The 25931-nt window shown below is 66.8% G+C and carries 25 protein-coding genes; 12 read left to right on the top strand and 13 right to left on the bottom strand.

Features of this window, described 5'->3' with window-relative positions; genetic code table 11:
- Positions 1 to 3: 3 nt before the first annotated feature.
- Genes bchB through hemA form a run of 12 tightly spaced genes read left to right on the top strand, consistent with a single transcriptional unit; the run spans position 4 to position 13470 of the window.
- Entirely contained in the window at positions 4 to 1560 is a 1557-nt protein-coding gene (gene bchB, locus NMP03_RS02230; RefSeq protein WP_256506919.1) for a ferredoxin:protochlorophyllide reductase (ATP-dependent) subunit B, read from the top strand.
- A complete protein-coding gene (locus NMP03_RS02225; protein WP_256506918.1) occupies positions 1550 to 5194 on the top strand; it encodes a magnesium chelatase subunit H in 3645 nt (1214 codons plus the stop codon). Before bchB ends, NMP03_RS02225 begins: the two co-directional genes overlap by 11 nt.
- Before the next feature lie 11 nt (positions 5195 to 5205).
- On the top strand, positions 5206 to 6090 hold the full coding sequence (bchL, locus tag NMP03_RS02220; protein WP_256506917.1) for a ferredoxin:protochlorophyllide reductase (ATP-dependent) iron-sulfur ATP-binding protein: 885 nt from the start codon (positions 5206 to 5208) through the stop codon (positions 6088 to 6090).
- The gene (gene bchM, locus NMP03_RS02215) at positions 6087 to 6773 is read left to right on the top strand and encodes a magnesium protoporphyrin IX methyltransferase (RefSeq protein ID WP_256506916.1); all 687 of its coding nucleotides are present in this window, start codon (positions 6087 to 6089) and stop codon (positions 6771 to 6773) included. Before bchL ends, bchM begins: the two co-directional genes overlap by 4 nt.
- Entirely contained in the window at positions 6770 to 8197 is a 1428-nt protein-coding gene (locus NMP03_RS02210) for a BCD family MFS transporter (protein ID WP_256506915.1), read from the top strand. Before bchM ends, NMP03_RS02210 begins: the two co-directional genes overlap by 4 nt.
- 13 nt (positions 8198 to 8210) lie before the next feature.
- Complete coding sequence (puhA, locus tag NMP03_RS02205; protein WP_256506914.1) at positions 8211 to 8984, top strand: photosynthetic reaction center subunit H; 774 nt, start codon at positions 8211 to 8213, stop codon at positions 8982 to 8984.
- Positions 8981 to 9610 (top strand): photosynthetic complex putative assembly protein PuhB, encoded by a 630-nt coding sequence (puhB, locus tag NMP03_RS02200; protein ID WP_256506913.1) that lies wholly within the window; start codon positions 8981 to 8983, stop codon positions 9608 to 9610. The genes puhA and puhB overlap by 4 nt, the downstream gene beginning before the upstream one ends.
- The gene (gene puhC, locus NMP03_RS02195) at positions 9607 to 10080 is read left to right on the top strand and encodes a photosynthetic complex assembly protein PuhC (RefSeq protein WP_256506912.1); all 474 of its coding nucleotides are present in this window, start codon (positions 9607 to 9609) and stop codon (positions 10078 to 10080) included. Before puhB ends, puhC begins: the two co-directional genes overlap by 4 nt.
- Positions 10077 to 10367 carry a hypothetical protein gene (locus NMP03_RS02190; protein ID WP_256506911.1) on the top strand — a complete coding sequence of 97 codons (291 nt, stop codon included), beginning with the start codon at positions 10077 to 10079 and terminating at the stop codon, positions 10365 to 10367. The genes puhC and NMP03_RS02190 overlap by 4 nt, the downstream gene beginning before the upstream one ends.
- Positions 10364 to 11455 (top strand): magnesium-protoporphyrin IX monomethyl ester (oxidative) cyclase, encoded by a 1092-nt coding sequence (gene acsF / locus NMP03_RS02185; protein ID WP_256506910.1) that lies wholly within the window; start codon positions 10364 to 10366, stop codon positions 11453 to 11455. Before NMP03_RS02190 ends, acsF begins: the two co-directional genes overlap by 4 nt.
- Entirely contained in the window at positions 11452 to 12234 is a 783-nt protein-coding gene (gene puhE, locus NMP03_RS02180; protein ID WP_256506909.1) for a putative photosynthetic complex assembly protein PuhE, read from the top strand. Before acsF ends, puhE begins: the two co-directional genes overlap by 4 nt.
- 15 nt (positions 12235 to 12249) lie before the next feature.
- On the top strand, positions 12250 to 13470 hold the full coding sequence (gene hemA, locus NMP03_RS02175) for a 5-aminolevulinate synthase (protein WP_256506908.1): 1221 nt from the start codon (positions 12250 to 12252) through the stop codon (positions 13468 to 13470).
- A gap of 40 nt (positions 13471 to 13510) precedes the next feature.
- Here the strand turns inward: hemA and NMP03_RS02170 are convergent, their stop codons facing one another.
- From NMP03_RS02170 to NMP03_RS02110, 13 genes are all read right to left on the bottom strand, one after another.
- Positions 13511 to 13813, bottom strand: coding sequence for a hypothetical protein (locus NMP03_RS02170; RefSeq protein WP_256506907.1), 303 nt, complete (start codon positions 13811 to 13813; stop codon positions 13511 to 13513).
- Positions 13814 to 13980: 167 nt separating this feature from the next.
- Positions 13981 to 14649, bottom strand: coding sequence for a DUF4197 family protein (locus NMP03_RS02165; protein ID WP_256506906.1), 669 nt, complete (start codon positions 14647 to 14649; stop codon positions 13981 to 13983).
- A 42-nt stretch (positions 14650 to 14691) separates the two neighbouring features.
- Entirely contained in the window at positions 14692 to 15954 is a 1263-nt protein-coding gene (locus NMP03_RS02160; protein ID WP_256506905.1) for a DUF3422 domain-containing protein, read from the bottom strand.
- Positions 15955 to 16132: 178 nt separating this feature from the next.
- On the bottom strand, positions 16133 to 17290 hold the full coding sequence (gene pufC, locus NMP03_RS02155; RefSeq protein ID WP_256506904.1) for a photosynthetic reaction center cytochrome PufC: 1158 nt from the start codon (positions 17288 to 17290) through the stop codon (positions 16133 to 16135).
- Positions 17287 to 18258: a photosynthetic reaction center subunit M gene (gene pufM, locus NMP03_RS02150; protein ID WP_256506903.1), complete on the bottom strand. Its 972-nt coding sequence runs from the start codon at positions 18256 to 18258 to the stop codon at positions 17287 to 17289. Before pufM ends, pufC begins: the two co-directional genes overlap by 4 nt.
- An 11-nt stretch (positions 18259 to 18269) precedes the next feature.
- Complete coding sequence (gene pufL / locus NMP03_RS02145; protein WP_256506902.1) at positions 18270 to 19109, bottom strand: photosynthetic reaction center subunit L; 840 nt, start codon at positions 19107 to 19109, stop codon at positions 18270 to 18272.
- Positions 19110 to 19251: 142 nt separating this feature from the next.
- Entirely contained in the window at positions 19252 to 19440 is a 189-nt protein-coding gene (gene pufA / locus NMP03_RS02140) for a light-harvesting antenna LH1, alpha subunit (RefSeq protein WP_256506901.1), read from the bottom strand.
- A 12-nt stretch (positions 19441 to 19452) separates the two neighbouring features.
- Complete coding sequence (gene pufB / locus NMP03_RS02135; RefSeq protein WP_256506900.1) at positions 19453 to 19686, bottom strand: light-harvesting antenna LH1, beta subunit; 234 nt, start codon at positions 19684 to 19686, stop codon at positions 19453 to 19455.
- 139 nt (positions 19687 to 19825) lie between these two features.
- Positions 19826 to 21268: a chlorophyllide a reductase subunit Z gene (bchZ, locus tag NMP03_RS02130; RefSeq protein ID WP_256506899.1), complete on the bottom strand. Its 1443-nt coding sequence runs from the start codon at positions 21266 to 21268 to the stop codon at positions 19826 to 19828.
- Entirely contained in the window at positions 21265 to 22608 is a 1344-nt protein-coding gene (gene bchY / locus NMP03_RS02125) for a chlorophyllide a reductase subunit Y (RefSeq protein ID WP_406698406.1), read from the bottom strand. Before bchY ends, bchZ begins: the two co-directional genes overlap by 4 nt.
- 202 nt (positions 22609 to 22810) lie before the next feature.
- Positions 22811 to 23794 carry a chlorophyllide a reductase iron protein subunit X gene (locus NMP03_RS02120; RefSeq protein WP_256506897.1) on the bottom strand — a complete coding sequence of 328 codons (984 nt, stop codon included), beginning with the start codon at positions 23792 to 23794 and terminating at the stop codon, positions 22811 to 22813.
- The gene (bchC, locus tag NMP03_RS02115) at positions 23791 to 24717 is read right to left on the bottom strand and encodes a chlorophyll synthesis pathway protein BchC (protein ID WP_256506896.1); all 927 of its coding nucleotides are present in this window, start codon (positions 24715 to 24717) and stop codon (positions 23791 to 23793) included. Before bchC ends, NMP03_RS02120 begins: the two co-directional genes overlap by 4 nt.
- Positions 24718 to 24823: 106 nt before the next feature.
- Positions 24824 to 25930 carry a methyltransferase gene (locus NMP03_RS02110; RefSeq protein WP_256506895.1) on the bottom strand — a complete coding sequence of 369 codons (1107 nt, stop codon included), beginning with the start codon at positions 25928 to 25930 and terminating at the stop codon, positions 24824 to 24826.
- Position 25931 lies beyond the last annotated feature (1 nt).

The following is a 25931-nucleotide window of genomic DNA, read 5'->3' as shown; positions in this document are numbered from 1 at the left end:
GCGATGCAGCTGACCGTCTGGACCTATGAAGGCCCGCCGCATGTCGGTGCAATGCGCGTCGCGACCGCGATGGAGGGCGTCCATTATGTCCTCCACGCGCCGCAGGGCGACACTTATGCCGACCTGCTGTTCACGATGATCGAGCGGCGCGCCAAGCGGCCGCCGGTCACCTACACCACCTTCCAGGCGCGCGATCTCGGCAAGGACACCGCCGAACTCTTCCAGACCGCGGCGCGCGAAGCCTTCGAACGCTACCGCCCGCAGGCGATGATCGTCGGCGCGTCGTGCACCGCCGAGCTGATCCAGGACGATCCCTCGGGATTGATGCAGGCGATGCAGCTGCCGATCCCGGTGATCCCGCTCGAACTGCCAAGCTATAGCCGCAAGGAAAGCTGGGGCGCGTCGGAGACCTTCTACCAGATCGTCCGCACGCTCGCCGATCGCGACGTCCGCCCCGCGCCGCGCGAGGGCCGTCGCCCGCGCGCCAACCTGCTCGGGCCGACCGCGCTCGGCTTTCGCCACCGCGACGACGTGATCGAAATTACCCGGCTGCTCGATACGATGGGGATCGACGTTCACTGCGTTGCGCCGCTGGGCGCTAGCCCCGCCGATATCGCGACGCTGGGCGCCGCCGATTTCACCATCTCGCTCTATCCCGAGACCGCCGACACCGCCGCGCGCTGGCTCGAGAAGACCTTCGGCCAGCCGGTGGTGCGCACCGTGCCGATCGGCCATGGCGCCACCCGCGAGTTCATCGCCGAGGTCGCCGCGGCCGCGGGCGTCGATCCCGCCGCCGCGCTCGACACCTCGCACCTTCCCTGGTGGAGCCGCTCGGTCGATTCGACCTATCTCACCGCCAAGCGCGTCTTCATCTTCGGCGATGCCACCCACGCCATCGCCGCCGCACGCGTCGCGCGCGACGAGCTGGGGTTCGCGGTGGTCGGCCTTGGCTGCTACAATCGCGAATTCGCCCGCGACCTTCGCGCCGCCGCCGCCGAGCATGGCGTCGAACCGCTGATCACCGACGATTATCTCGAGGTTGAATCCGCGATCGCCGAGCTGCAGCCCGAATTGGTGCTGGGTACGCAGATGGAGCGCCACATCGCCAAGCGGCTGGGCATCCCCTGCGCGGTCATCTCCTCGCCAGTGCATGTCCAAGATTTCCCCGCGCGCTACAGCCCGCAAATGGGGTTCGAGGGCGCGAACGTGCTCTTCGATACCTGGGTCCATCCGCTGGTGATGGGGCTCGAGGAACATCTGCTGACGATGTTCCGCGACGATTTCGAATTCGCCGATAATGCAGGCGCCAGCCATCTTGGGCACGGCAAGGTCGCAGGGCAAACCCCGGCGGCAGTAGAGCCCGCCGCCGAGCAAATTCTCGTAGAGGCCGAAGCGCCAGCCACCGGCTGGACCCCCGAGGCCGAACGCGAGCTTCGCAAGATCCCGTTCTTCGTGCGCGGCAAGGCCCGCCGCAACACCGAAGCCTACGCCGCCGACCATGGCCTGCCGACCATCGGCCTCGACACCCTCTATGACGCGAAGGCGCATTATGCCCGATAGCGCACCGATCCATGTGGTCATCATCACGCTCGACAATCATCTGTCGGGTGCCGTCGAACGCGCCGCGGCGCGCTTTGCCAAGGATGGCAGCGGCATCACCATCGGCTTCCACGCCGCCGCCGATTGGGAGGCCTCCCCGCACGCGCTCGACACCACACTCGCCGATATCGGGCGCGCCGACATCGTGCTGGCGACGATGCTGTTCCTCGACGACCATATCCGCGCGGTGATGCCCGCGATCACCGCGCGCCGCGACCATACCCAGGCGACGATCGGCATGATGTCGGGCGCCGAGATCGTGAAGCTCACCAAGATGGGCTCGTACCGGATGGACGCCCCCGCCAAGGGGCCGCTCGCCTTGCTCAAGAAGCTGCGCGGCTCGTCGAAGCCCGGCGCGTCGGCGGGGGCCAAGCAGATGAAGATGCTGCGCCGGCTGCCCAAGATGCTGCGCTTCATCCCCGGCACCGCGCAGGACGTTCGCGCCTATTTTCTGACGCTGCAATATTGGCTCGCGGGCAGCGACGACAATGTCGTAAACATGATCCGCGCGCTGGTCGATCGCTACGCCACCGGCGAGCGCGGCGGCGAGCGCGCGCAGGCGCCGCGCGAATATCCTGAAGTCGGCGTCTACCACCCCGACCTCGCCGATCGCATGTCCGACCGGATCGAGGCGCTGGCGCCGCCCGAAGGCGCGATCGGCACCGTCGGCGTGCTGATGCTGCGCTCGTACATCCTGGCGCGCGACGCGGCGCATTATGACGGCGTCATCCGCGCCCTCGAGGCCAAGGGGCTTCGCGTCATCCCCGCCTTTGCCGGAGGGCTCGATTCGCGCCCCGCGATCGAGAAATTCTTCGTCCGCGACGGCGCGCCGATCGTCGATGCAGTGGTGTCGCTCACCGGCTTCTCGCTGGTCGGCGGCCCGGCATATAATGACTCGGACGCCGCCGAGGCGACGCTTACCAAGCTCGACGTACCTTATGTCGCGGCGCACCCGGTCGAGTTCCAGTCGCTCGAACAATGGGGCGCGGGGCGCCAGGGTCTGTTGCCGCTCGAAGCGACGATGATGGTCGCGATCCCCGAACTCGACGGTGCGACCGCGCCCTCGATCTTCGGTGGCCGCTCGGACGGCGCGGGCGTCGCCTGCACCGGTTGCCACCATGGCTGCACCTTCCCTACCGCGGGGCTGGTGCGAACGATGCATTCGTGCCCCGAGCGCGCGCAGGCGCTCGCCGCCAAGGTCGCACGCACGATCGTGCTCCGCCGCACCCCCCGCGCCGAGCGTCGGATCGCGACGGTGTTGTTCAACTTCCCCCCCAACGCCGGCGCGACCGGCACCGCGGCGCATCTCGCGGTGTGGGAATCGCTCCACGCCACACTGCTGCGGATGCGCGACGAGGGCTATACCGTCGACGTCCCCACCGATGTCGACACGCTGCGCGACGCAGTGCTCAAGGGCAATGCCGAGCGCTTCGGCACCGATGCCAATGTCCATGCGCGGATCAGCGCCGACGATCATGTCCGCCGCGAACGCTGGCTGAGCGAGATCGAGGGCAATTGGGGCCCCGCCCCCGGCAAGGTCCAGTCCGACGGCCGCAACATCCAGGTGCTCGGCGCGCAATTCGGCAATGTCTTTGTCGGGGTCCAGCCCACCTTCGGCTGGGAGGGCGATCCGATGCGGATCCTGTTCGAGGGCCGCTTCACCCCCACCCACGCCTTCAGCGCCTTCTATCGCTGGCTGCGCGAGGATTTCGCGGCGCATGCGGTGCTGCACTTCGGCACCCACGGCGCGCTCGAATTCATGCCCGGCAAGCAGGCGGGGATGTCGGGCGCCTGCTGGCCCGAGCGGCTGATCGGCGACCTGCCCAATTTGTATATCTACGCCGCCAACAACCCTTCCGAGGGGCTGCTCGCCAAGCGCCGCTCGGGTGCGACGCTGATCAGCTATCTCACCCCGCCGCTGGCGCAGGCCGGGCTCTACAAGGGGCTCAACGAACTCAAGGCGCTGATCGAGCGCTGGCGGTCCTCGACCGAGGGCACCGAGCGGCAGGGGCTCGAACCGATGATCCGCGACTGCGCGGTCGCGCTCGACCTCGCGCCTGTGCCCTCGACGGTGGTGGCGATCGATCCGCGGCTTCGCGCCGATGACGATGGCTGCGGCGTGAGCGACGGGCTCGACATCGCGGCGCTGTCGGCGCGGCTGTACGAACTCGAATGCGAGCTGATCCCGCACGGGCTGCACGTTATCGGCAAGAAGCTCGACCCAGCCGAACGCCGCGCCTGGGCGAACCAGATCGCGGCGGGCAACGCCGACAGCGATGCCAGCGAGATCGACCGGCTGCTCGAAGCCAATGACGAGCTCGGCGGGGTCATCCACGCGCTCGACGGCGGCTTCATCGCTCCCGCCCCCGGCGGCGACCTGATCCGCAACCCGCAGGTACTGCCGACCGGGCGCAACCTCCACGGCTTCGATCCCTTCCGCATCCCCGGCGCCTATGCCTGTGTCGAAGGCGTCCGCGCCGCCGAGGGGGTGATCGCGCGGCACATGGCCGATGGCGCGTCCTTCCCCGAAACGCTGGCACTGGTGTTGTGGGGCACCGACAACCTCAAGAGCGAAGGCCAGCAGGTCGCGCAGGCGCTGGCGCTGCTCGGCGCGCGTCCGCGCTTCGACGGCTATGGCCGGTTAAGCGGTTCGGAGCTGATCCCGCTCGCCGAACTCGGCCGTCCGCGGATCGACGTCGTCGTCACGCTGTCGGGGATCTTCCGCGACCTGCTGCCGCTGCAGACGCGGATGATCGCCGAGGCGGCATGGCTGGCGGCGAGCGCCGATGAGCCGCTCGAGCAGAATTTCGTCCGCAAGCACACGCTGGCGCATCAGGCCGCGCATGGCTGTGACCTCGAAACCGCAGCGCTGCGTGTCTTCTCGAATGCCGAGGGTGCCTATGGCGCCAACGTCAACCAGATGATCGACGCCGGCGGCTGGAGCGATCCCGACGAACTCGCCGAGATGTTCGAGCGTAACAAGGGCTTCGCCTATGGCCGCAAGGGCGCGCCCGAGCGCCGCGCCGAATTGTTCAAATCGGCGTTGGCCGGCGTCGATGCGACCTACCAGAACCTCGACTCGGTCGAGCTTGGCGTCACCGACATCGACCAATATGTCGACGCGCTGGGCGGCATGAGCCGGTCGATCGCGCGCGCCAAGGGCAAGGCCGCTCCGGTCTATATCGTTGATGCGACGCAAGGCGCAGCGAAGGTACGGACGCTCGGCGAGCAGGTCGATCTCGAAACCCGCACGCGGATGCTCAACCCGGTCTGGTACGAAGGGATGCTCAAGCACGGCTTCGAGGGCGTCCGCCAGATCGAGGGCCATGTGACCACGACGATGGGCTGGTCGGCAACCACCGGCCAAGTCGCCCCCTGGGTCTATCAGAAGATTTCCGAGACCTACATGCTCGACGACGCGATGCGCCAGCGCCTCGCGACGCTCAATCCCAAGGCATCGGCGCGTGTCGCCAGCCGGCTGATCGAGGCGAGCGAACGCGATTTCTGGCAACCCGATGCCGAAACCCTGGCTGCCCTCCATGCTGCGAGCGACGAGATTGAAGACATGCTCGAAGGCGTGGCGGCGGCGGCCTGAAAGGAACCAACATGGCACTCCACGACCCAATCCGCCCCGATGGCGACGGCAGCGTTCAGGTCCGGCTCGACCCGGTCGACCGCATCGGCAACGCCAAGGTATTCGCGGTCTATGGCAAGGGCGGCATCGGCAAATCGACCACCTCGTCGAACCTGTCGGCGGCACTCTCGCTGCTGGGCAAGCGCGTCCTGCAGATCGGCTGCGATCCCAAGCATGACAGCACCTTCACGCTGACCAAGAAGCTGATGCCAACCGTCATCGACGTGCTCGAAACCGTGAACTTCCACCACGAGGAGCTGCGCCCCGAGGACTATATGTTCGAAGGCTTCAACGGCGTGATGTGCGTCGAGGCAGGCGGCCCGCCCGCGGGCACCGGCTGCGGCGGCTATGTCGTCGGCCAGACGGTGAAACTGCTCAAGCAACATCACCTGCTCGAAGATACCGACGTCGTGCTGTTCGACGTGCTGGGCGATGTCGTGTGCGGCGGCTTTGCCGCGCCGCTCCAGCATGCCGAACGCGCGGTGGTGGTCGCCGCCAATGATTTCGACAGCATCTTCGCGATGAACCGAATCGTCGCGGCGATCCAGGCGAAGTCGAAGAATTACGATGTGCGGATGGCGGGCGTGATCGCCAACCGTTCGGCAGCGACTGACGAGATCGATCGCTTCAACGAGGCCACCGGGCTCAAGCGCCTGGCGCATTTTCCCGATCTCGATGCGATCCGCCGCAGCCGGCTCAAGAAATGCACTTTGTTCGAGATGGAGCAGACCCCCGAGGTCGCCGCGGCATGCGACGAATATAAGCGCCTCGCCGCGCACCTATGGGCGGGCACCGACGCGCTCGATGCCAAGGCGATGAAGGACCGCGACATCTTCGAATTCTTGGGGTTCGAGTGATGACCGCCACCTACGCCCGCTACCGCAGCCAGCTCGAAACCTATTTCGACCGCACCGCGTCGAAGACGTGGGAGCAACTGACCTCCGACGCGCCGGTCAGCCGGATCCGCGCGACGGTGCGCGCCGGCCGCGACCGGATGCGCGAGACGTTGCTCTCGTGGCTGCCCGCCGACATGACCGGGCTGCGGCTGCTCGATGCCGGGTGCGGCACCGGATCGCTCGCGGTCGAGGCCGCCCAGCGCGGCGCCGATGTCGTCGCGATCGATATCGCGGGCAGCCTGGTCCATGTCGCGCGCGATCGCGCCCCGGCGGGGCTTTCGATCGACTGGCGTGTCGGCGACATGCTCGACCCCGCGCTCGGGCGCTTCGATCACGTGGTCGCGATGGATTCGCTGATCCATTATCCCGCGTTCGACATCGTCGACGTGCTGCGCAGCCTGTCCGAGCGCACCAGCGGATCGATCGTCTTCACCTTCGCCCCCGCCACCCCGATGCTCAGCGTCATGCACGCGACGGGCAAGCTCTTCCCGCGCAGCGACCGCGCGCCTGCGATCATCCCCGCGCGCGACCGGTTGCTGCGGACCCTGGTCGCCGGCGCGATCCCCGCTGTGCGCGTCGGCCGCACCCAGCGTATCTCGAGCGGCTTCTACACCAGCCAGGCGATGGAGATCGCGCGGGCATGATCGCAGGCGCCGCCCTTTGGAGCCGGATCGGCACGCAGTTCCTGCCGTTCGCCGACGCTGCGACCCCCGAACTGCCGCTCGGGCGGCTGCTGCGGCTGTCGCTGTTCCAAGTATCGGTCGGCATGGCGGCGGTGTTGCTGACGGGTACGCTCAACCGCGTGATGATCGTTGAACTCGGCATGAGCGTGTCGCTGGTCGCGGCGATGGTGGCGATCCCGCTGCTGTTCGCGCCCTTCCGCGCGCTGATCGGGCATCGGTCGGACCATCACCGATCGGTGCTGGGTTGGAAACGCGTTCCCTATATCTGGTTCGGCAGCCTGCTGCAGTTCGGCGGCTTCGCGATCCTGCCCTTCGGCATGCTGGTGATGGCGGGCGGCGGGCTGGGGCCGGGTGCCGACTGGGCGGGGCATATCGGCAGCGCGCTGGGCTTCCTGATGGTCGGCGCGGGCATGCACATGACGCAGACCGCGGGCCTCGCGCTTGCGACCGACCTTGCGCCGCTCGAATCGCGCCCGCGCGTCGTTGCCTTGCTCTACGTCATGCTGCTGGTCGGCATGCTGGTGAGCGCGATCGTGATCGGCCAGTCGCTGCGCGATTTCTCGCCGACCAAGCTGGTCCAGGTGATCTCGGGGGTCGCGGTCGCGACGATGGTGCTTAACATCATCGCGCTCTGGAAGCAGGAGGTGCGCAACCGCGCCGCCACCAGCGCCGAGCTGCCGCGCCCCGCCTTCTCGGCGCTCTGGGCCGAATTCATCGCCCGCCCGCGCGCCGCGCGCCTGCTGGTTGCGGTCGGGCTGGGCGCCGCGGCGTTCAGCATGCAGGATGTGCTGCTCGAGCCTTATGGCGGATCGATCCTCGGACTTTCGGTATCGGCGACCACCTCGCTCACCGCCTTGTGGGCGGCGGGGATGCTTGGCGGCTTCACGATCGCCGCGCGCGCGATGAATGGCGGCGCCGATCCGGTGCGGCTTGCGGGGTTCGGCGGCGTGGTCGGGATCGGTGCCTTTCTTTGCGTGCTGTTCGCCGCGCCGCTCAATTCGGTGGCGTTGCTCGGCTTCGGTGCGGCGATGATCGGGCTTGGCGGCGGGTTGTTCTCGGTCGGCACGATGGTCGAGGCGATGGGCATGGCCGAAGATGGCCGCGCTGGCCTTGCGCTCGGTGCCTGGGGCTCGGTGCAGGCGACCTGCGCGGGCGCCGCGATCGCGATCGGCGGGATCGCGCGCGACCTGATCTCGACCGCCGCGGTCGCCGATGGCTTCGGCGCGACGCTGGCCAATCCCGCCACCGGCTATGGTGTCGTTTATTGCGTAGAAATTCTGTTGCTCCTCGGCACGCTCGTCGCGCTCGGGCCGCTGGTCAGAGGGCGTATCGACGCCCCGCGCCCCGCGCCCGGCCGCTTCGGGCTCGGCCAGTTTCCGATCTGAAGGGAGAAGGCATGTGAACGTCCTCATCACTCCATATTTCGACGTGGCATTGCTCAGCCTGTACGCGTTCTTCCTCTTCTTCCTGGGGCTGATCGTCTATCTGCGCCGCGAGGATCGCCGCGAGGGCTATCCGATGGAAGACGAATTGACCGGACGGCTCGACACGCCGGGCGGCTTCTTCAGCGCCGATCCCAAATATTTCAAGCTTCCCTTCGGCCACGGCATCGTCTCGACCCCGACGCAAGGGCGCGAGCCCGTCGACATCGCCGCCTATCGCACCGATCGCTTCGCCGGCGCGCCCTATGCGCCGAGCGGCGACCCGCTGGTCGACGGCGTCGGTCCCGCCGCCTGGGTCGAGCGCGCCCGGCGCCCCGACCTCGATTACGAAGGCCATCCCCGGATCGTGCCGCTGGGCGGCAACAGCGACTTCTGGATCGTCAAGGGGGACCCCGATCCGCGCGGCTTCGATGTGATTGCCGCCGATGGCGTCAGCGTCGGCAAGATCAGCGAGATCTGGATCGACAAGGCGGACCGGCTGATCCGCTACCTCACCGTCGACCTGTCGACCGTCCCCGGAAAATCGGTACTCGCGCCGATGTTCATGTCTACGATCGAGGGTAGGCGCGGCCGCGTGGTGATCGACGCGATCAACGCCGCGCAATTCGCCAACGTGCCGCTAGCGGGTGCCGACGGCACGCTCACGCTGTACGACGAAGAACGTATCCAAGCCTATTATGGCGGCGGCTATCTCTATGCCAGCCGCGACCGTCAGGAGCCGATCCTGTGATCACCGAATATGAAATCGAGCCGGTTCCCGGCCTCCCCGCCCCGCTGCCACGCGGTGAACGCATCGTTTGGCAGGGAAAGCCCGAATGGCGGACGCTTGCGCGCACCGCGTTCCACACCCGGATGGTCGCGGGCTATTTCACGCTGCTGACGATCGTCGCGGCGATCGGATCGGGGGGCAATTTGTTCGGCATCGCGATGACCGCGCTGTCGGGAGTCGCCTGCGTCGCGCTGCTGTCGCTGATCGCCTGGGGCACCGCACGCGGCGCGGTGTATACGCTCACCGACAAACGGCTCGTACTGCGCATCGGAATCGCGCTGCCCAAGTGCATCAACCTGCCGCTGACGCTGGTCGGATCGGTCGATCTGGTAACCCGTGCCGACGGCACCGGCGATGTTGCATTGAACGTCACGGGAGCGCAGAACCTTGGTTATGTTGCGCTTTGGCCCCATGCCCGTCCGTGGAAGCTGTCAAAGCCGCAGCCGATGCTGCGCAGCATTCCCGAAGCCCAGCAGGTCGGCGCGTTGATCGCGCGGCTGTGCCTGGCGGCCAGTCCGCAGGGGGAGGCCAGCCCGGCAATGCCGCAGCCCTCGGTGCATAGCTATGGCGAGGCGGTCGCGGCATGAGCGCGCACAGCCATGAAAACACCGTCCCGCGCGGCGCCTTGATGATGGTCGCGGTGCTGGTGGGGCTGGCGCTGGCGATGACCGCGGCGTTCCGCCTCGCGCAGATGCCGCCGACCGCGTCGCCGGTCCTCGAGCGCGCCGCCGCTGGCGTCGCGGCGATCGACAGCCGCAGCCTGCGCTTCTTCGACCAGGCCGATGGCGGCGTGCTGATCGAGCGGATCGGCGACACCCCCGCAGTGATCGAACCCGGCCAGCAGACGGGGTTTGTGCGCGGGGTGATGCGCGGCATGGCACGCGACCGGCGGATGCGCGGCATCGGCAACGAACCGCCCTTCACCCTCACCGCCTGGGCCGATGGCGGGCTGTCGCTCAGCGACCCCTCGACCGGACGGATCGTCGAGCTCAACGGCTTCGGCAACGACAATCGCGCCGCCTTTGCGGCACTGCTCCAGCGAGGACCCGCGAAATGATCGGCCGCAAGCGCTTCGATACGCCCTGCCGCATCGAGGTCGAGCATAGCGATGAGTTCCTCTGCGCGCATGTCCACCTGGCGGGCGGGGTCGCGCTCGAGCCCGGCGACAGCGTCCGCGTCCATGGCGCGCCGATCCATGTCGATTTCGGCGAGCGCCGCAGCTTCGACCGGATCGCCACCGTCGAACGCGCGAGCGTGGTCGAGCGGCTGTGGACCAAGTTCGCCGGTCATTTCGAAATGACCGAACTCTACGAAGTCAGCTTCAGCCCACGGAGCCTCACATGAACGCGATCACCGCCACCGTCGCCGCCGACACGCTGGTCCACGACCCGCACGTGCCCGATACCATGGCGATCGCTGCCCAGGACACCGCGCTGTCCCCGCGCTTCTACACCACCGATTTCGACGCGCTCGACGCGATCGACGTATCGAGCGTGCGCGCCGAATGGGACGTGCTGATCGCCGAGATGGCGGCCGATCCGCGCAAGGCGCATTTCAAGCGCACCCGCGCATTCGAAGGCGTGATCGAAGGCCTGCCCGACGGGCTTCGCGAGGAGTTCATCGACTTCCTGGTGAGTTCGCTCACCGCCGAATTCTCGGGCTGCATCCTCTATGCCGAGATCGCCAAGCGGACCAACAATCCCGACGTGAAACAGCTTTTCCGGCTGATGAGCCGCGACGAAAGCCGGCATGCGGGCTTCATCAACGATACGCTGAAGGACGCCGGGATCGGCATCGACCTGGGCTTCCTGACCCGCGCCAAGAAATACACGTATTTTCGGCCCAAATTCATCTTCTACGCGACGTATCTGTCCGAAAAGATCGGCTATGCGCGCTACATCACGATCTTCCGCCATCTGGCGCGCAATCCCGATCACCGCTTCCACCCGATCTTCAATTGGTTCGAGGAATGGTGCAACGACGAGTTCAGCCATGGCGAGGCGTTCGCGCTGCTGATGCGCGCCGATCCCAAGCTGCTGGCGGGCACCAACAAGCTGTGGATCCGCTTCTTCCTGGTCGCGGTATATGCGACGATGTACGTGCGCGATCACAACCGCCCCGAATTCCACAAGGGGCTGGGGATCGACCCGACCGAATATGACCTGCAGGTCTATCGCGTCTGCTCGGCGATCACCCGGCAGGTGTTCCCCGTCGTGCTCGACACCGACAGCGACGTCTTCCGCGCCGGGCTCGAGTCGATCCGCCTGGCGGCAGCGCGGATCGAGGCGGGCAAGCAGCAGGGCGGGATCGTCGGTGGCTTCCGGCGCGTGACCGGCATGGCGGCGGCGGGCATCGCCTTCGTCCGGCTCTATTGCCACCGTGCCGAGCGCAACCAGGCGCCGGCCAGCGTCCGGATGGTGCCCGCCTGGTGACCTTTCCGCCGCTTCTGTTCGCACTGCTCATGTGGTTCGTCGGCACCGCCGCGGTGGTCTGGCTCGACAGCCGCCCGCGCGCGACCTTCCGCACCAGCTTCCGGCTGGCGGGCGTCGCGGCGCTGGCGGCGACGGGTGCGATCTGGTGGGTGGCGCGCGATGCCAGCGCGAGCGGGGCCTATATCGGTTTTGCCGCGGCGATCGTGATCTGGGGCTGGCACGAGATGGGGTTCCTCATGGGCTTCGTCGCGGGGCCGCGCCGCACCCCCTGCCCCGCCGGTGCCACCGGCATGGCGCGCTTCCGCGCCGCTACCGAGACGGTGATCCATCACGAAGTCGCGCTCGCGGCCACCGCGATCGCACTGTTCATATTGTGCTGGGGCCAGCCCAACCAAGGAGCGCCGCTCACCTTCGCATTGTTGTTCGCACTGCGGCTGTCGGCCAAGATCAACCTGTTCCTGGGCGTCGCGAACCTGTCCGACGAGATCTTCCCGGCGCATCTGGCCTATCTCAAGACCTATTTCGGCACACGGCCGATCAACGTCTGGTATCCTGTCTCGCTGGCGCTCGGGGTCGCGCAGGTGATCTGGGCGTGGAATTTCGCGCAGGGCTCGAGCGGGGGCACAGCGATCACCGCGATGCTGCTGGTCGGCTTGGGCGCGCTCGGCGTGGTCGAGCATCTGTTTCTGGTCCTGCCGCTGCGCGACGGGAAAATGTGGGTCTGGGCCTCGGCCGCAAAGCCCAAAAACAAGGCGGTTCGAACCGCCACACTGGATTGATTGGGGAGGTATCGCATGGACTATGAAGCGTTTTTCCAGACCGAACTGGATGTCCTGCGCGAAGACGGCCGGTATCGCGTATTCGCCGAACTAGAACGCAAGGCAGGCGCTTTTCCGCATGCCACCTGCTTCAATCATGAAGGCGTCGACAAGGTCACCGTGTGGTGCTCGAACGACTATCTCGGCATGGGCCAGCACCCGGCGGTGCTGAGCGCGATGCACGAAACGCTCGACCGCTGCGGCGCGGGCGCGGGCGGCACGCGCAACATCTCGGGCACGACGCATGCGCATGTCGAGCTCGAGCGCGAGCTGGCCGACCTGCACGGCAAGGAATCGGCGTTGCTGTTCACCAGCGGCTATGTCTCGAACTGGGCGGCACTCTCGACGCTCGCAGCGCGCATCCCCGGCTGCATCGTGCTCTCCGACGCGCTCAACCATGCCAGCATGATCGAGGGCATCCGCCACAGCCGCGCCGAATGCCATCGCTTCGCGCATAACGACCCCGAGGATCTCGACCGCCGCCTGTCGGCAATGGACCCCGACCGGCCCAAATTGGTGGTGTTCGAAAGCGTCTATTCGATGGACGGCGACATCGCGCCGATCGAGGAAATCCTCGATGTGTGCGAACGCCATGGCGCGATGAGCTATATCGACGAAGTCCATGGCGTCGGCCTGTACGGCCCGCGCGGCGGCGGAGTTGCGGAAGCGCGCGGCCTGATGGACCGGATCACCGTGATCGAAGGGACGCTGGGCAAAGCGTTCGGGGTGATGGGCGGCTATATCGCTGGTTCGGCGGCGGTGTGCGATTTCGTCCGCAGCTTCGCCAGCGGCTTCATCTTCACGACGGCCCTGCCCCCGGCGCTGGCCGCAGGCGCCGCCGCCAGCATCCGCCACCTCAAGACCAGCCAGGTCGAGCGCGAACGCCATCAGGAACGCGTCGCCTATGTCCGCCGCCGCCTCGACGCGATCGGTATCCCGACGATCGAGAACCCCAGCCACATCATCCCGGTGATGGTGGGCGATGCCAAGAAGTGCAAACGCATCAGCGACTGGCTGATGGAGCATCACGGCATCTATGTGCAGCCGATCAACTATCCCACCGTCCCGGTCGGCACCGAACGGCTGCGGCTAACCCCATCGCCGGTCCATTCGGACGACGATATCGACCGGCTGGTGCGAGGCCTCAGCGAAATCTGGTCGATGTGCGAACTCGCGCGGCGCGAAATGGCAGCCTAGCGGCTGGAGGGCAACACGACCCCGTTGCCCTCGCAATTCGTTATCCGCAGGCCAGAAGGCAAACTTGGTAAGCAGCTTTGGCGCGCCTTTTGCAGCTGCTGCTTCCTGAAATCGCGCAGGCAAGCTTCGCGATTTCATAGGCCGCCGTGCAGGTCGATTCACAATCGGTGATGCCGACATCGGGCTCTACATCGGATTCGGTTAAGCTCGTTGCGGCTTCGTCGACCACGAAACGATCGCCTTCCTTCATCAGCCCGCATTTGACGAAGAATTCTCGGGTCGCCTCCAACGATGTTTCATCGTCGGCCATAACACTAGGGTGCAAGGGAACCTCGGTCATCATGATCTCCAGATGATGTGCAGGGTCGTCGCGGTCCGCGACTAGTCGAGCATATCATCGGCTTAGTTCGAGTTACGGCTCAACCATGTCCATTATGGACATTCAAAACAGCAGCATCCGAAACTCAAGCGACCTAGCGCAATTTTATAGCCTGGGCGGCACAGTCGCCCCTAGCGGCTACCCGCGGTGAGCAACGCCAGGATCGCCGGATCGCGCGTCGCCTGCGGGTTGGCGCGGATCCCCGCCTCCTCGCGGCCGATCGCGCGGAAGATGCTGCGGTTGGCGAGCGCCGAGGCGCTGCGTGCCAGGCCAGCATAATTAGGGCCGCCGCCCGCCCCCGCGATCGCGCCAAGGATTTCGACGACATCGCCCGATAGCCCCAGCGAGAATTCGGGGAACATCGCCTCGATCAGCCGATCGCCCACCTGCGCTTCGAGCAGGTCGGTCGCCGCGGTCGGGCCGCCGCGCGCGATCGCCAGCGCATCGGCGAACGACATCCGGCGGATCGTATCGATGACGATCGGCGCGGCGCGATCGGCGGCTTCGACCGCGATCTCGTTCATCGCCATCGCGACTTGGCGGCGTACCGCGTTGGTGCGCAGCACTGCGCTCAGCACGCCGTCACCGCCGCTAGCGGGGGGCACGATCCGGGTGAGTTGGTCGTCGTAGAAGCCGCCGGGGATCGTCAGCCGGGCAAAGGCGCGCTGGCTCGACAGGCTCAGCAGCCGGTACACGCCGTCTTCGACCGACAAGGCGCCGATCGACCCCGCACAGCCCGCGGCGAGCGCGATGGGCGTGAGCAGCGCGGTGCGCAGCAACGAACGGCGATCGATTTCCATGTACCTCCTATCGCGAGCAACGGCTGAACCGGCGATGAGCCGCTATTCGGCGAAGCCCTTGCGCAGCCGCCGCGCCATCCACCACACCGCCAGCATCACCACCGGCACCGCGCCGGCGACGATATAGGGCTTGGCCTCGGCGCCCGCGGGATAGGCGAGATAGCCGATCAGCGAAACGAGATAATAGCTGATCGCGACCACCGACAGCCCCTCGACCGCCTGTTGCAGCCGCAGTTGCAATTGGGTGCGGCGGTCCATCGATTCGAGCAGGTCGCGATTCTGCTTGGCGAGCGCAATGTCGATCCGGGTGCGTAGCAGCGAGCTGGTCCAGGCGGTGCGCTGCGACAGGTCCTCGAGCCGGTTCGAAAAGCTCGCACACGTCCGCACCGCGGGCACCAGCCGGCGTTCGGTAAAGTCGGCCAGCGTCTGGAAGCCGCGCACCGCGCCGATCCCCAGGCTGCGCAGCCGCTCCATGCTGAGCTCGGCATAGGCGCGCGTCGCACTCATGCGGTAGCGCGTGGTGGCGACCAGCCGTGCGAGCTCGGCGGCGACCGAGGTGAGTTCGTCGAGCAAGGCGTCGTCATTGGTGCTGCGCTCGGACACCTCGTGCGTCAGCGCCGACAGCCGCGCCTCGATCGCGGTGACTTCGGGGGTCAGCTGCTGCGCCATCGGCAGCCCGAGCAGCGCCATGTTGCGGTAATTGCCGAGCTCCTGCAGCCGCACGACCAGCTGCGCTGCCTCGTCGCCCTCGAGCGAGATATCGTCGATCAGCAGCCGGCCGAAGCCGTCGGGGTGGAGCATGAAATCCGATGCGATCCGAGCGTTGCCCTCGGCGACGTCGCAGACGACGATCGCCGATGGATCGAACCAAGTCGCCAGCGTCTCGCGCGGCGGCATGCCTGCGGGATGGCGCAGCACCGCGATCTGCGTCGCCCGGATGACCTGGCCAGGCAGGCCGATCAGGATCGATGCGGCTTCGCCATCGAACACCCCGGTGTCAAACGGATCGGCGAACGCGCCTGCCAGGATCAGCGTGAAGCTCGCGAATTCGGTATGTCCTTCCCACACCAAGGTGAACGGCCCGATCGGTAGCACCGCATAGCGCGAGGCGGTCGCGATCGTCTGGCCATGCGCGGTGGCGATATCCTCGATATAGGCGCGGCTTTCGCGCGCGGCGGCGTCACCAAGCAGCGTCACGACCTGGAGCAAGCGACACGGGCTGGCGAACCGCGGCAGCCGGCGGACATGCATCTCGGCCGAAAGGCTGGCGCGCAGCGGATGGCTGCGGTTGCTCAGGTCATGCATTGGACCTCCGGCGAGTTCATTCTCTTCCGCTTGCGGGAGAAGAGCGAGACTTGGCAGCTTGCTGCCTAGTCGCAGCGGTGAGGGTTGTTGACCTGGTCACGCACGGGAGAAGAGGAACAAGGCCCTCACCCAACCCTCTCCCGCTAGCGGGAGAGGGTTGGAAGCGCTTCGGGCTCCGCTACTTCGCCACCGGGGCGCTCGGCCGGTCGGCAGGGGCCGCCGCCGGACCGGTATTCACCGCCTCGGGCGCGTCGAACGCCTGCTCGGTCGCGACCCGCCCCGCAGCGCCGCCGACATCCTCGGCGACTGCGACCTGACCGACCGGGCCGCGCAGGACCGGCGACCGCGCCAGCATGCTAACCCCGCCGAGCGGCTTTTGCAGCCCCTGGTGGCAGGTCATGCAGTTCACCTTGTACGGATCGCCCTGCGGCCCCTTGCGGTTGGCGGGGAAGATCGGCGCCAGCGGCGTGATGTGCGCATCGTTGATGTTGCCGACCATGCGGATGCCATAATAGGCGGTGGCGCGCTGTGGCCGGCTCAGGTTCCACGCACCCAGCGACTGGGTATTGTGGCAGAAGGTGCAATTGACCCCGAGCGAGGTCGACAGATGCATCATGAAGCCATAGCTCGCCTCGGCTTCCTTCACCGATTTGCCCTGCCCCTCGCCATAGGCCGGATAGATCGTCTTGCCCGCGACCCGCGAGTTCGCCTTGCCGGTCAAATATAGCGCGAAGGGATCATAGGGCAGCGAGGCATAGCCGACATTGGGGTTGGGGGTATTCTGCCCGCGCTTGTTGCCCAGCACCGAATTGGGGTTGGGCGTGCCCTGCTGCACCGCCCACACATATTGCGGAACCGCGTTGCCGCGATGGCAGGTGTAGCAGGTGACCCCGGTCTGCTTGACGTGGCTCGACCATTTCGAGTTCACCTCCTGCGTCATCAGCAGCATCTGCCGCGCGACGAGCTTGGTGTAGATCTCGTCCGACGCCATGTTCGCCGGATTGTGGCAGTAATTGCAGCCCTGTTCGGGCGGTGCGATCCACTGCGTGATCTGCGCCATCAGATGGTTGAAGCGCTCGGCCGAAACGTCGCCCAGCACCTGGACGTTCTGATACACTTCGCTTGCCTTGGGCCCGGTGTCGGGCGGCAGCGCATAGGGATCGTCGGGGATCGCCGCCTGTTCCTTGACGTTGTTCAGGTCGGTGACCTGCGCCATGGCGGTGCCTCGGAACCCCGTCTGGACGACCTGCTTGGGCCCCAGGTCGCATCCCGACAGCGCGAGCGCCGCGCCGGTCACGCCGACCAGCAAGCCAGTGGATCGATGACGCATACTCATTGCGGTGCTCCCGGAAGCGAGGGATCGACCACGCCGGTGCCGGGATAGGCAGGCGCATAGCCATGCTGGATGGCCCAGAGATACCAATTGTCGACCACGGTGCCGGTGAGCAGGATGCCGATCCCGCCGGTCAGCGTCGTCAGCACCGCGAACCACCACGCCCAGCGATGGATCGATTCCATCGTCGCGTTGAAGCCCATCGTCCAGCGCCAGAACAGCCCGGCGCGCTCGGCAGCGGTGCCGCGATCGGTGATCTGCTCGATCTCGCGCTCGCCGCCATAGCGGCCGACCGCGAGGATCGTTGCGCCGTGCATCGCGAACAACAGGGTCGACCCGTAGAGGAAGACGATCGAGAGGCAGTGGAACGGGTTGTAGAAGAGGTTGCCGTAGCGGATCGAGAAGGCCGCGGTCCAATCAAGGTGCGGGAAGATGCCGAACGGCACCGCCTCGGCCCAGCTGCCCATCAGCAGCGGGCGGATGAAGCCCAGCACCAGCATCAGCCAGATCGCGCTCAGGAACGCCCAAGTGACATGCGTCCCCATGCCGAGCGCCTTGGCGCGGCGATAGGTCCGCGCGCACCACAGCAGCACGCTGGCGGTCATGAACATTCCCGCCATGATCCACCAGCCGCCCTCGGCCAGCGGAACGAAGGGGGTGAAGCCCCATTCGGGCCCTGGCGGCTCGAGCGCGAGCCAGAAGAGCTGGCGCACGAACTGCACCGGATCCCAATTGACCGACGCCCACATGTTGAGACCGATGATCTCGAACGCGAGGAACCCGCAGATCAGCGAGGCCATGCCCAGCGGCCCGAGATAGATCGGCCCCAACTGCGCGTTGCCGAGCTTGCCCAGCCAGTAGGAATAGCTCCCGCGGCCGGTGCGATCGAAGGTGGCGCCGTGCATCGGCGGACCCATTTCGGGGGCGGCGCGAAGCTGCACCTGGGTGAAGAGATTCTGATAGCGTGCCATGACGTTTCCCCTCAGCTCCAGATCGGCAGGTCGAGCCACCACGTCCACCATTCGGGCCAGCCGCGTGTCCATAGCGGCCCCGAGATGATGATGCAGACCGCGCTCCAGAAGCCGGCCGACAATGCCAGGAACAGCCCGACGCGGTGAATCCCCAGCGTACCGACCGAATAGCCGATCGTATCGCGGAAGAAGCTGTCCTCATATTCGGGCGTCTTGACCTCGCCCAACGACCCGTCGCGATTGCGCGCCGGGTTCACCGCCGACAGCACCAGTGCGCCGTGCAGCGACAGCGCCAGCGTCGTGGTGAAGAAGAAGCTCACCGCGAGCATGTGCGCCGGGTTATAATGGAAATGCAGATACTGGTAGCCGGTGTTCGACACCCAATCGAGATGGCTGAAGATGCCGTAAGGGAAGCCATGTCCCCAGGCGCCGAGCCAGATCGGGCGGATCACCACCAGGCTGATATAGGCGAAGATCGCCACCCCGAACGCGACGGGTATGTGATAGCCGATGCCCAGCTTGCGGCAGATTTCGACCTCGCGCAGCGCCCATGACACGAACGCGCCGATCGCGCAGATCGTGATGATCTGCCAGAACCCGCCTTCGCGTAGCGGCGCCAGCGCCAACCCGTAACTGAGGTCGGGCGGCTCGATCGAGATCAGCCAAGGGTTCCACGTCGGCCCGAGCGATGCATCGTACAGGATCAGCAGGGTGCCGAGCGCCGCGAAGAACGCGGTCGTCACCCCGAAGAAGCCGACATAAAATGGCCCGACCCAGAAGTCGAACAGGTCGCCGCCCAGCAACGTCCCCCCGCGCACGCGGTATTTCCGCTCGAAACTAAGCAGCGCCATGAGCCATCCCTCCCGCGCGCAGGCAAATTGCCCGGCGTCGTTGCGGTTGCAGTAAATCGGTGGGTGGCAAGGCCGCGGCCCCGTTGGTCGCGCCCTCGCCTGCCCCGCCCCGCGCGCCGATCGGCACGCGGGTTCTTCGGCTTCAGGTGCCCGGGGGCGCCGTTGCCGCCGGCGCCGTCATCGAGGCCGGTGTCGTCTTGGGGCCGTCAAGCCAGTTGAACCGGTCGGTGCTGAGCAAGATGAAGTGAATCAAGATTGCGAGCACGAACAGGAAGATGAACAACGCGACGAGCGTGCGCCGCGGATCGAAGATCAGCCAGGTTCTCCACATGGTCGCTGCTCCTTATGCCAAGAGGGCGGAAAATGTGGCTTGCGCCACGGCGACGCCGTCGTTCAGCGCGGCATAGCCCTCGGGACCGGGCAGCCATGGCCGCCAGCTCCACACCAGGAAATGCGCGATGATCGCAACGATGGTGAAGCCGATGAAGCTGGCCATGAAGAGTTTGTGGAACTCCTTTGCCTCTTCGGGGGTCAGGTAGGTTCCTGGCCCCATCCTTTCGTCTCTGATGTCACTCATGTCTGTCGTCTCCATGTTTCCCGACAAGGACGGGAGCCCGGAACTAGCTCCCAGGCGGTATCGCGGTCGGGAACGCCCGGCTGCGATTGCGTTGCCGCGTGGATCCCCATCGGGGAGGCGCGGAAATCGATGATGGCGGTCATTGGCGCTGCCCTTGCGTCAGCGCGTCGGCCAACCGGCGTTCGGTGACACGGGTTTCGCCCGCGCGGCGGGCGGCGCGCTCGGCAGCGTCGCGGATGCGCTTGGCGGCAGAAATCCGCACCAGTACCGGCTCGCGCTCGACCGCGGCGTCGAGCCCGGCCTTGGCGGCGTCGTCCCAGCCGATCTCGCCCTGGTCGCGCGCGGGGGTCGGCTCGACCTCGTCGAGCTGACCGGCAAGCGGCAGGATGTGGAAGAGCGCGTCGAACAGCGCGTTGCACACTTCCTGGACGAGATAGGTCGCCCCGGCATAGCCCATGAACGGCGTGCCGGTGTGGCGGCGGATCACCGCGCCCGGGAAGCTGGCGGGAACATACATCGCGCGCGAGCCCGCCTCGGCCATGTACATCCGCTCGTTGAAGCTGCCGAACAGGATCAGCGGCGGGTTGTCGCGGATCGATTCCTTGATCGCGTGATTGTCGGGCTTCACCCCGGCGCCGCGCGAATACGCGAAGGTGCAGGGAAGCCCCATGTCACCTTCCAGGAAATTGCGGATCCCTCGCGCGTACGTGTCGGTCGCGACGATGCCGAAGCTCGCGGTGCCGAAGAAATCCTGCGTCACCGATCGCCACAAGTCCCAGAGCGGTTTGATCGTCGTGTGCTTCTCGCGCTCGATGAACGGTTCGGGGTCGAGCCCGAGCAGCTCGCCCAGCTTGCGCAGGAACAAGGTGGTGCTTTCGAGCCCGATCGGCGCCTGCAGAAACGGGCGCTCGAGCGTCTCGCACAGCCCGCGCCCGAATTCGCGGTACATGCAGACATTCACCTCGGCCTCGGCCAGCCGGCGGACATCGGCGAGATGGCTTCCGAGTGGAAATGCCATGCCGACATCGGCGCCGATACCTTCGACCAGCCGCCGGATTTCGGCGAGGTCGGAGGGCATGTTGAAGGTGCCGTACATGGGCCCGATGATGTTGACCTTGGGACGCGCGCCTTCCTTGCGGCGTGCGGGCGGTACCTTTTTCGGCCCGAACTGGGTCCACAGCCACGTCAGCGCGCGATCAGCGGCCTGCCACTGATCCTCGTCGATCGTGCGCGGCAGGAAACGAACGATGTTCGTGCCCTCGGGCGTCACCCCGCCGCCGATCATCTCGGCGATCGACCCGGTCACCACCACTGCGGGCAGATCGGGATCGAGCGTTTTCCACGCCCGCCGCATCGCGCCTTCGGTGCCGTCGCGGCCGAGTTCCTGTTCGGACAGGCCGGTGACGGTGATCGGCAATTCATGCGGCGGCAGCGCGTCGGTGTAATGCAATACCGAGGTGACCGGCAGATTCTCGCAGCCGACCGGGCCGTCGATGATGACCTGCAGCCCCTTGATCGCGGTGAAGGCGTAGACCGCGCCCCAATAGCCGCCCGCGCGATCATGATCGATGATGAGCGTCATACCCCCACCGCCTCGGCGGCCTTCGCCGCCGCGATCCTGCGCGCTGCGAACTTCGCCTTGAAGTCCGGTCGATCGACCGGCGTGGTCTCCCACACCCCGGCACTCGGCCCCGCGCCGACGCCCTCGAAGAACGCGGTCATCCGTTCGAAACGGTCGCGATTGGCGATCGCGGCGTTGACCACCAGCGCCAGGCTTCCCGCCCCCGCCGGCCCCATCAGCGGCCGCGCCGAAATTAGGTTCGTGAAATACAGCGACGGTATCGACAGCGACTTGGCGTGCTGGACCACCGGAGTCGTCCCGATCGCCAGATCGGGGCCGAATTCGTGGACCGCGGCGATGTCCTGCTCGAGGCTCGCGCGGAACTGGATGCGGACGCCCTTGGCCTCGAGCCATTCGCGATCGGGATCCGACCAGCGCGTGCGCGGACAGGCGGTGCCGACATAGGGAACGTCGGCGCCGCTTTCGATCAGCAGCCGCGCGACCAGCAATTCGGAGCCTTCATAACCCGAAACCGTGATCCGGCCTTGAATGGGTCGGGCGGCGAGCGCGGCGCGGATGGCGGGGACGAAGCGGTTCTTCGCGCTATCCACCTTGTCCTGAGCGATACCGCAGGCCTGCCCGATCGCGTCGAGCCACGCCGCCGTCCCTTCGGCGCCCACCGGGGCCGAACCGATTACCTGCCGCCCGGCGGCTTCGAATTCGCGCACGCTGGCGGTGTAGAAGGGATGGATCGCCGCGACCGCGGCGCAATCGAGCGCCGAATACAGCTCGCGCCATTCGCGGGTCGGCACCACCGGCCCAGCGGCAAGCCCCAATGGCTCGAGCAACTGGCCGATCCCCGGCGGGTCGGCGGGAAACATTTCGCCCAGCAGCGTGATCGTCGGCTTGGCGGCGCGGTCGCGCGGCGCAGCGACAGGGCCGGCCTCGGCCTCCTTGCGCGCATAATTGAGCATTGCCCCCGCGAGGACATCCTTGGCCTCGGCATGCGTCGGCACCCCGAACCCCGGCACGTCGATGCCGATCACGCGGACGCCGTTGATGGCATCGGGCAGCAATTGCAGCGGCACCCCGCTGGCGGTGGGCACGCACAAATTGGTAACGACGATGGTGTCGTACAGCGCAGGATCGGCGAGCTGGTGCACCGCGTCGCGAATATCCTCGAACAGCTTGCCAGTGACGAGCGTTTCGGAGCTGAAGGGCACATAGCCGACGCTGCGCTTGGCGCCGTAGAAATGGCTGGTGAAGGTCAGGCCGTAAACGCAGCACGCCGATCCCGACAGGATCGTCGCGGTGCGCCGCATTCGCAGGCCAACCCGAAGCGAGCCGAATGCAGGGCACATCGATTGCGGCTGGTCGTGCGGACCTGCGCTGCGGTCGACGGGATAATCGGCGGCATAGCGATCGAGGATGTCGGACTTGCCCGCGTCGATCGCGGCGGCGCGAAGCGTGTCGCCCGAAGCACAGCCGCCCTCGGCAACGACGATCCGGTCGCGGCTTCTGACATCGCATCCCGCAACGGGAGTGGCCGAAGGAGGGGCCACTTCAGACCGCATCGTACACGACCTCAAGGCTCGGCTTGGTCACGAACGGTTTGCCGCGCATGTCGGCCTGCGTCGCGGGCCGCAGCGTGTAATTGCCGCCGGTATCCTCGGGCTTGAACAGCCCAAGCAACCCGTCCTGGTCGAGCGGCCGCGGCTGGACCGGCGGGGCGCTGGCGACGTTGGCGGCGAGATCGGCGAACAGCGAACCCCATTCGCTCTCGGGGGTGCCGATGATCTGGTAATTCGCCGATTTGCGGCGGATGTCCTCGTTCGCGGGGATCGAGCACAGGGTCGGGATGCCGATCGCCTCGGCGAAGGCCTGCGCCTCGCCGGTGCCGTCATCCTTGTTGATGATCATGCCCGCGACGCCGACATTGCCGCCCATCTTGCGGAAATATTCGACCGCCTTGCAGACATTGTTGGCGACGTAGAGCGACTGGAGGTCGTTCGACGCGACGACGATCACCTTCTGGCACATGTCGCGCGCGATCGGCAGGCCGAAGCCGCCGCACACCACGTCGCCCAGGAAATCGAGCAGGACGTAATCGAACCCCCATTCATGGAAGCCCAGCTTCTCGAGCGTCTCGAACCCATGGATGATCCCGCGCCCGCCGCAACCGCGGCCGACCTCGGGGCCGCCCAATTCCATCGCGAACACGCCGTCGCGCTGGAAACAGACATCCTCGATGCCGATTTCCTCGCCCGCCAGCTTCTTCGCACTCGACGTCTCGATGATCGTTGGGGTCGACTTGCCGCCGAACAACAGGCTGGTGGTGTCCGATTTGGGATCGCAGCCGATCAGCAGCACGCGCTTGCCCTGCTGCGCCATCATGTAGCTGAGGTTGGCGAGCGCGAACGACTTGCCCGATCCGCCCTTGCCATAGATCGCGATGATCTGCGTTTCTTTGGTCACCGGGCCGGTGGGCACCGGATCCGGCTCGTGACTTGCCTCTTCGCGTAACACGCCGACGTCGAACATGGTCATAACGCACTCCAGTCGAGTACCATCTTGCGGCACGCGGGATCGGTGAAAGCGATCGGATAGGCTTCGGCGGCGCGCGCGGCGGGCTCGACATGGCTGATGAGCCCGTCGAGCGACAGCAGCCCCGCCTCGATCAATTCGGTGACCGCGGTGACGTCGGCGGGCTTGAACTCGGCCGATATCCGCAGGCTCGCCTCGCGCATGAACGCGCTGGGGAAGGCGAAGGAAAGGCGGTCGTAGAAGCCTGCCAGGACGATCTCACCGCCGCGGCCCAGCCGCCCGATTAGCGAATCGAGCAACTCGCCCGCGCCACTGGCATCGCAAATCACGCGATAGTCGCGGCGTTCGTCGGCGGCGGGATCGATCACCCGATAGTCGTCTGCGTCGCGGCGATCGGGATTGACCTCCCACACCGTGGGGGCGTCGGCGGCGAGCGCGATGGCGATGCGCGCGATCAGCCGACCGAGCACGCCGTGGCCGACGATAAGGTCGGGGGCGTTGCCGCCGACGACGACGTGATGCGCGGTGGCGGCGAGCGCTAGCAAGGTGCCGTTGCGCCCGAGCGATTCGGCGACGGGCATCGCGCGCGCCGAGGGAAGGATCACCCGCCGCGCGCTACCGCCGAACAGGCCGCGCGCATCGGCATAGCAAGTCGCGCCGGGGACGAAGACCCATTCGCCGATCCGGCCGCGCACGTCGCGCCCGGCATCGATCACCCGGCCGACCGACTCGTAGCCGGGCACCAGCGGGTAACCGAGACCTGGAAAAGGCGGCATCCGCCCCGTCCACAGCAATTTCTCGGTACCGGTGCTGACCCCGCTCCAAGCGATTTCGACGGTAAGGTCGCCATGCCCCATCGGCAGCAGCGAAACCGGGCGCAATGAGAGGCTTTCGGGCGCCTCCAATATCACTGCCAGCGCCTTCATCGCGCGCTCCCCTTTGCTTCGCCGGGACCCCGGTGGGATCCTCACTGCATAAGGGTCACTCTATCTGGACACTGATTAATGTCAATTCTTCTTGACGCTTTTCGTGTCAGCGCCGCGCGACAACCATGCCGGTGGTTAGCGGCAGCGCGGTCGAAACCGATCGCGCGCCTGAGAATCCCGCGGTTTTCGCCATAGCAATGATCTCCGCCGCGGGCCGCGGTCGCCCCGATCCCATCGCCAGCAGGTACCAACCGAAATAGGCATCACCCATCCGCTTGGCGCCCGGCGCATCGGCCATTGGCTCGCCGATCACTAGCGTTCCACCGGGGGGCAGCGCTGCGTGGATGTTGCGCAGCAATCGCAGCGCTGGCGCGTCGTCATGGTCGTGCAGGATGCGGATGAGCGTGATGCAGTCATGCCCCTGCGGCAGCGGCCCGGTGATGAAGTCGCCGCCATGCGCCGCGATGCGATCGGCCATGCCGGCCGACTCGAAGCGCGCCTCCGCGCGCGCTGCCACCGCGGGCAGGTCGAACATCGCCAGCGCTGGTTCCGGTACCCTCCGCGCGAGCTGGAGCGCGAACGCCCCCTCGCCGCCGCCGACATCCAGGATGCGGCGATGCGCCGCGAATCGGTAGGAATCGATCACCTGGTCCGCGACCAGCGGCTGCGACGCCGCCATCAGCGCCGAATAGCCCGCGACCTCGGCCGCATCGCCCTCGCCCGACGCGCCGGCATAATGCCAATAGCCGCCGAGCGTCCCGCCGCCGCCCTTGCGCAGCAGCGCCAGCGGATCGGCGAGGTCGGCATAGAGCAGCCGATGATGCGCGACCATCTCGACGATCCCGCGATTGCCGAGCAGCGCCGCGCCCGCGCCGCCCAGCACCCACCGATCGCCCGCCAACGGTTCGACCAGATCGAGCGTCGCGGCGGCGCGGAGCAGGCGGGCGGTGGCCTCCACCGGCAAAGAGGCGTGGTCCGCCAGCGCGTCGAGCGGCACCGGCCCCGCCGCCATGCGATCGAGCATCCCCGCCTCGAGAAACGCCGACAGAGTCTGCGAATAGACGAACCCCGCGACCAGATCGAACAAGGCGCTCGCCTTGCCGCGCGCCACCCGCCGGGTGAGCCAGGATCGCGCCGCAAAGCGCTGGAATCGGGGACTAGCCAGCACGCGATTGCGCCGGGCGATAAAGCCCTCGCGCCACCCGTCTTTCATT

This window comes from Sphingomonas qomolangmaensis (assembly GCF_024496245.1).
Taxonomy (GTDB): Bacteria; Pseudomonadota; Alphaproteobacteria; order Sphingomonadales; family Sphingomonadaceae; genus Sphingomonas; species Sphingomonas qomolangmaensis.
Note: the sequence above shows the minus strand (reverse complement) of the source record. Positions and strands in the feature narration are given on the sequence as shown.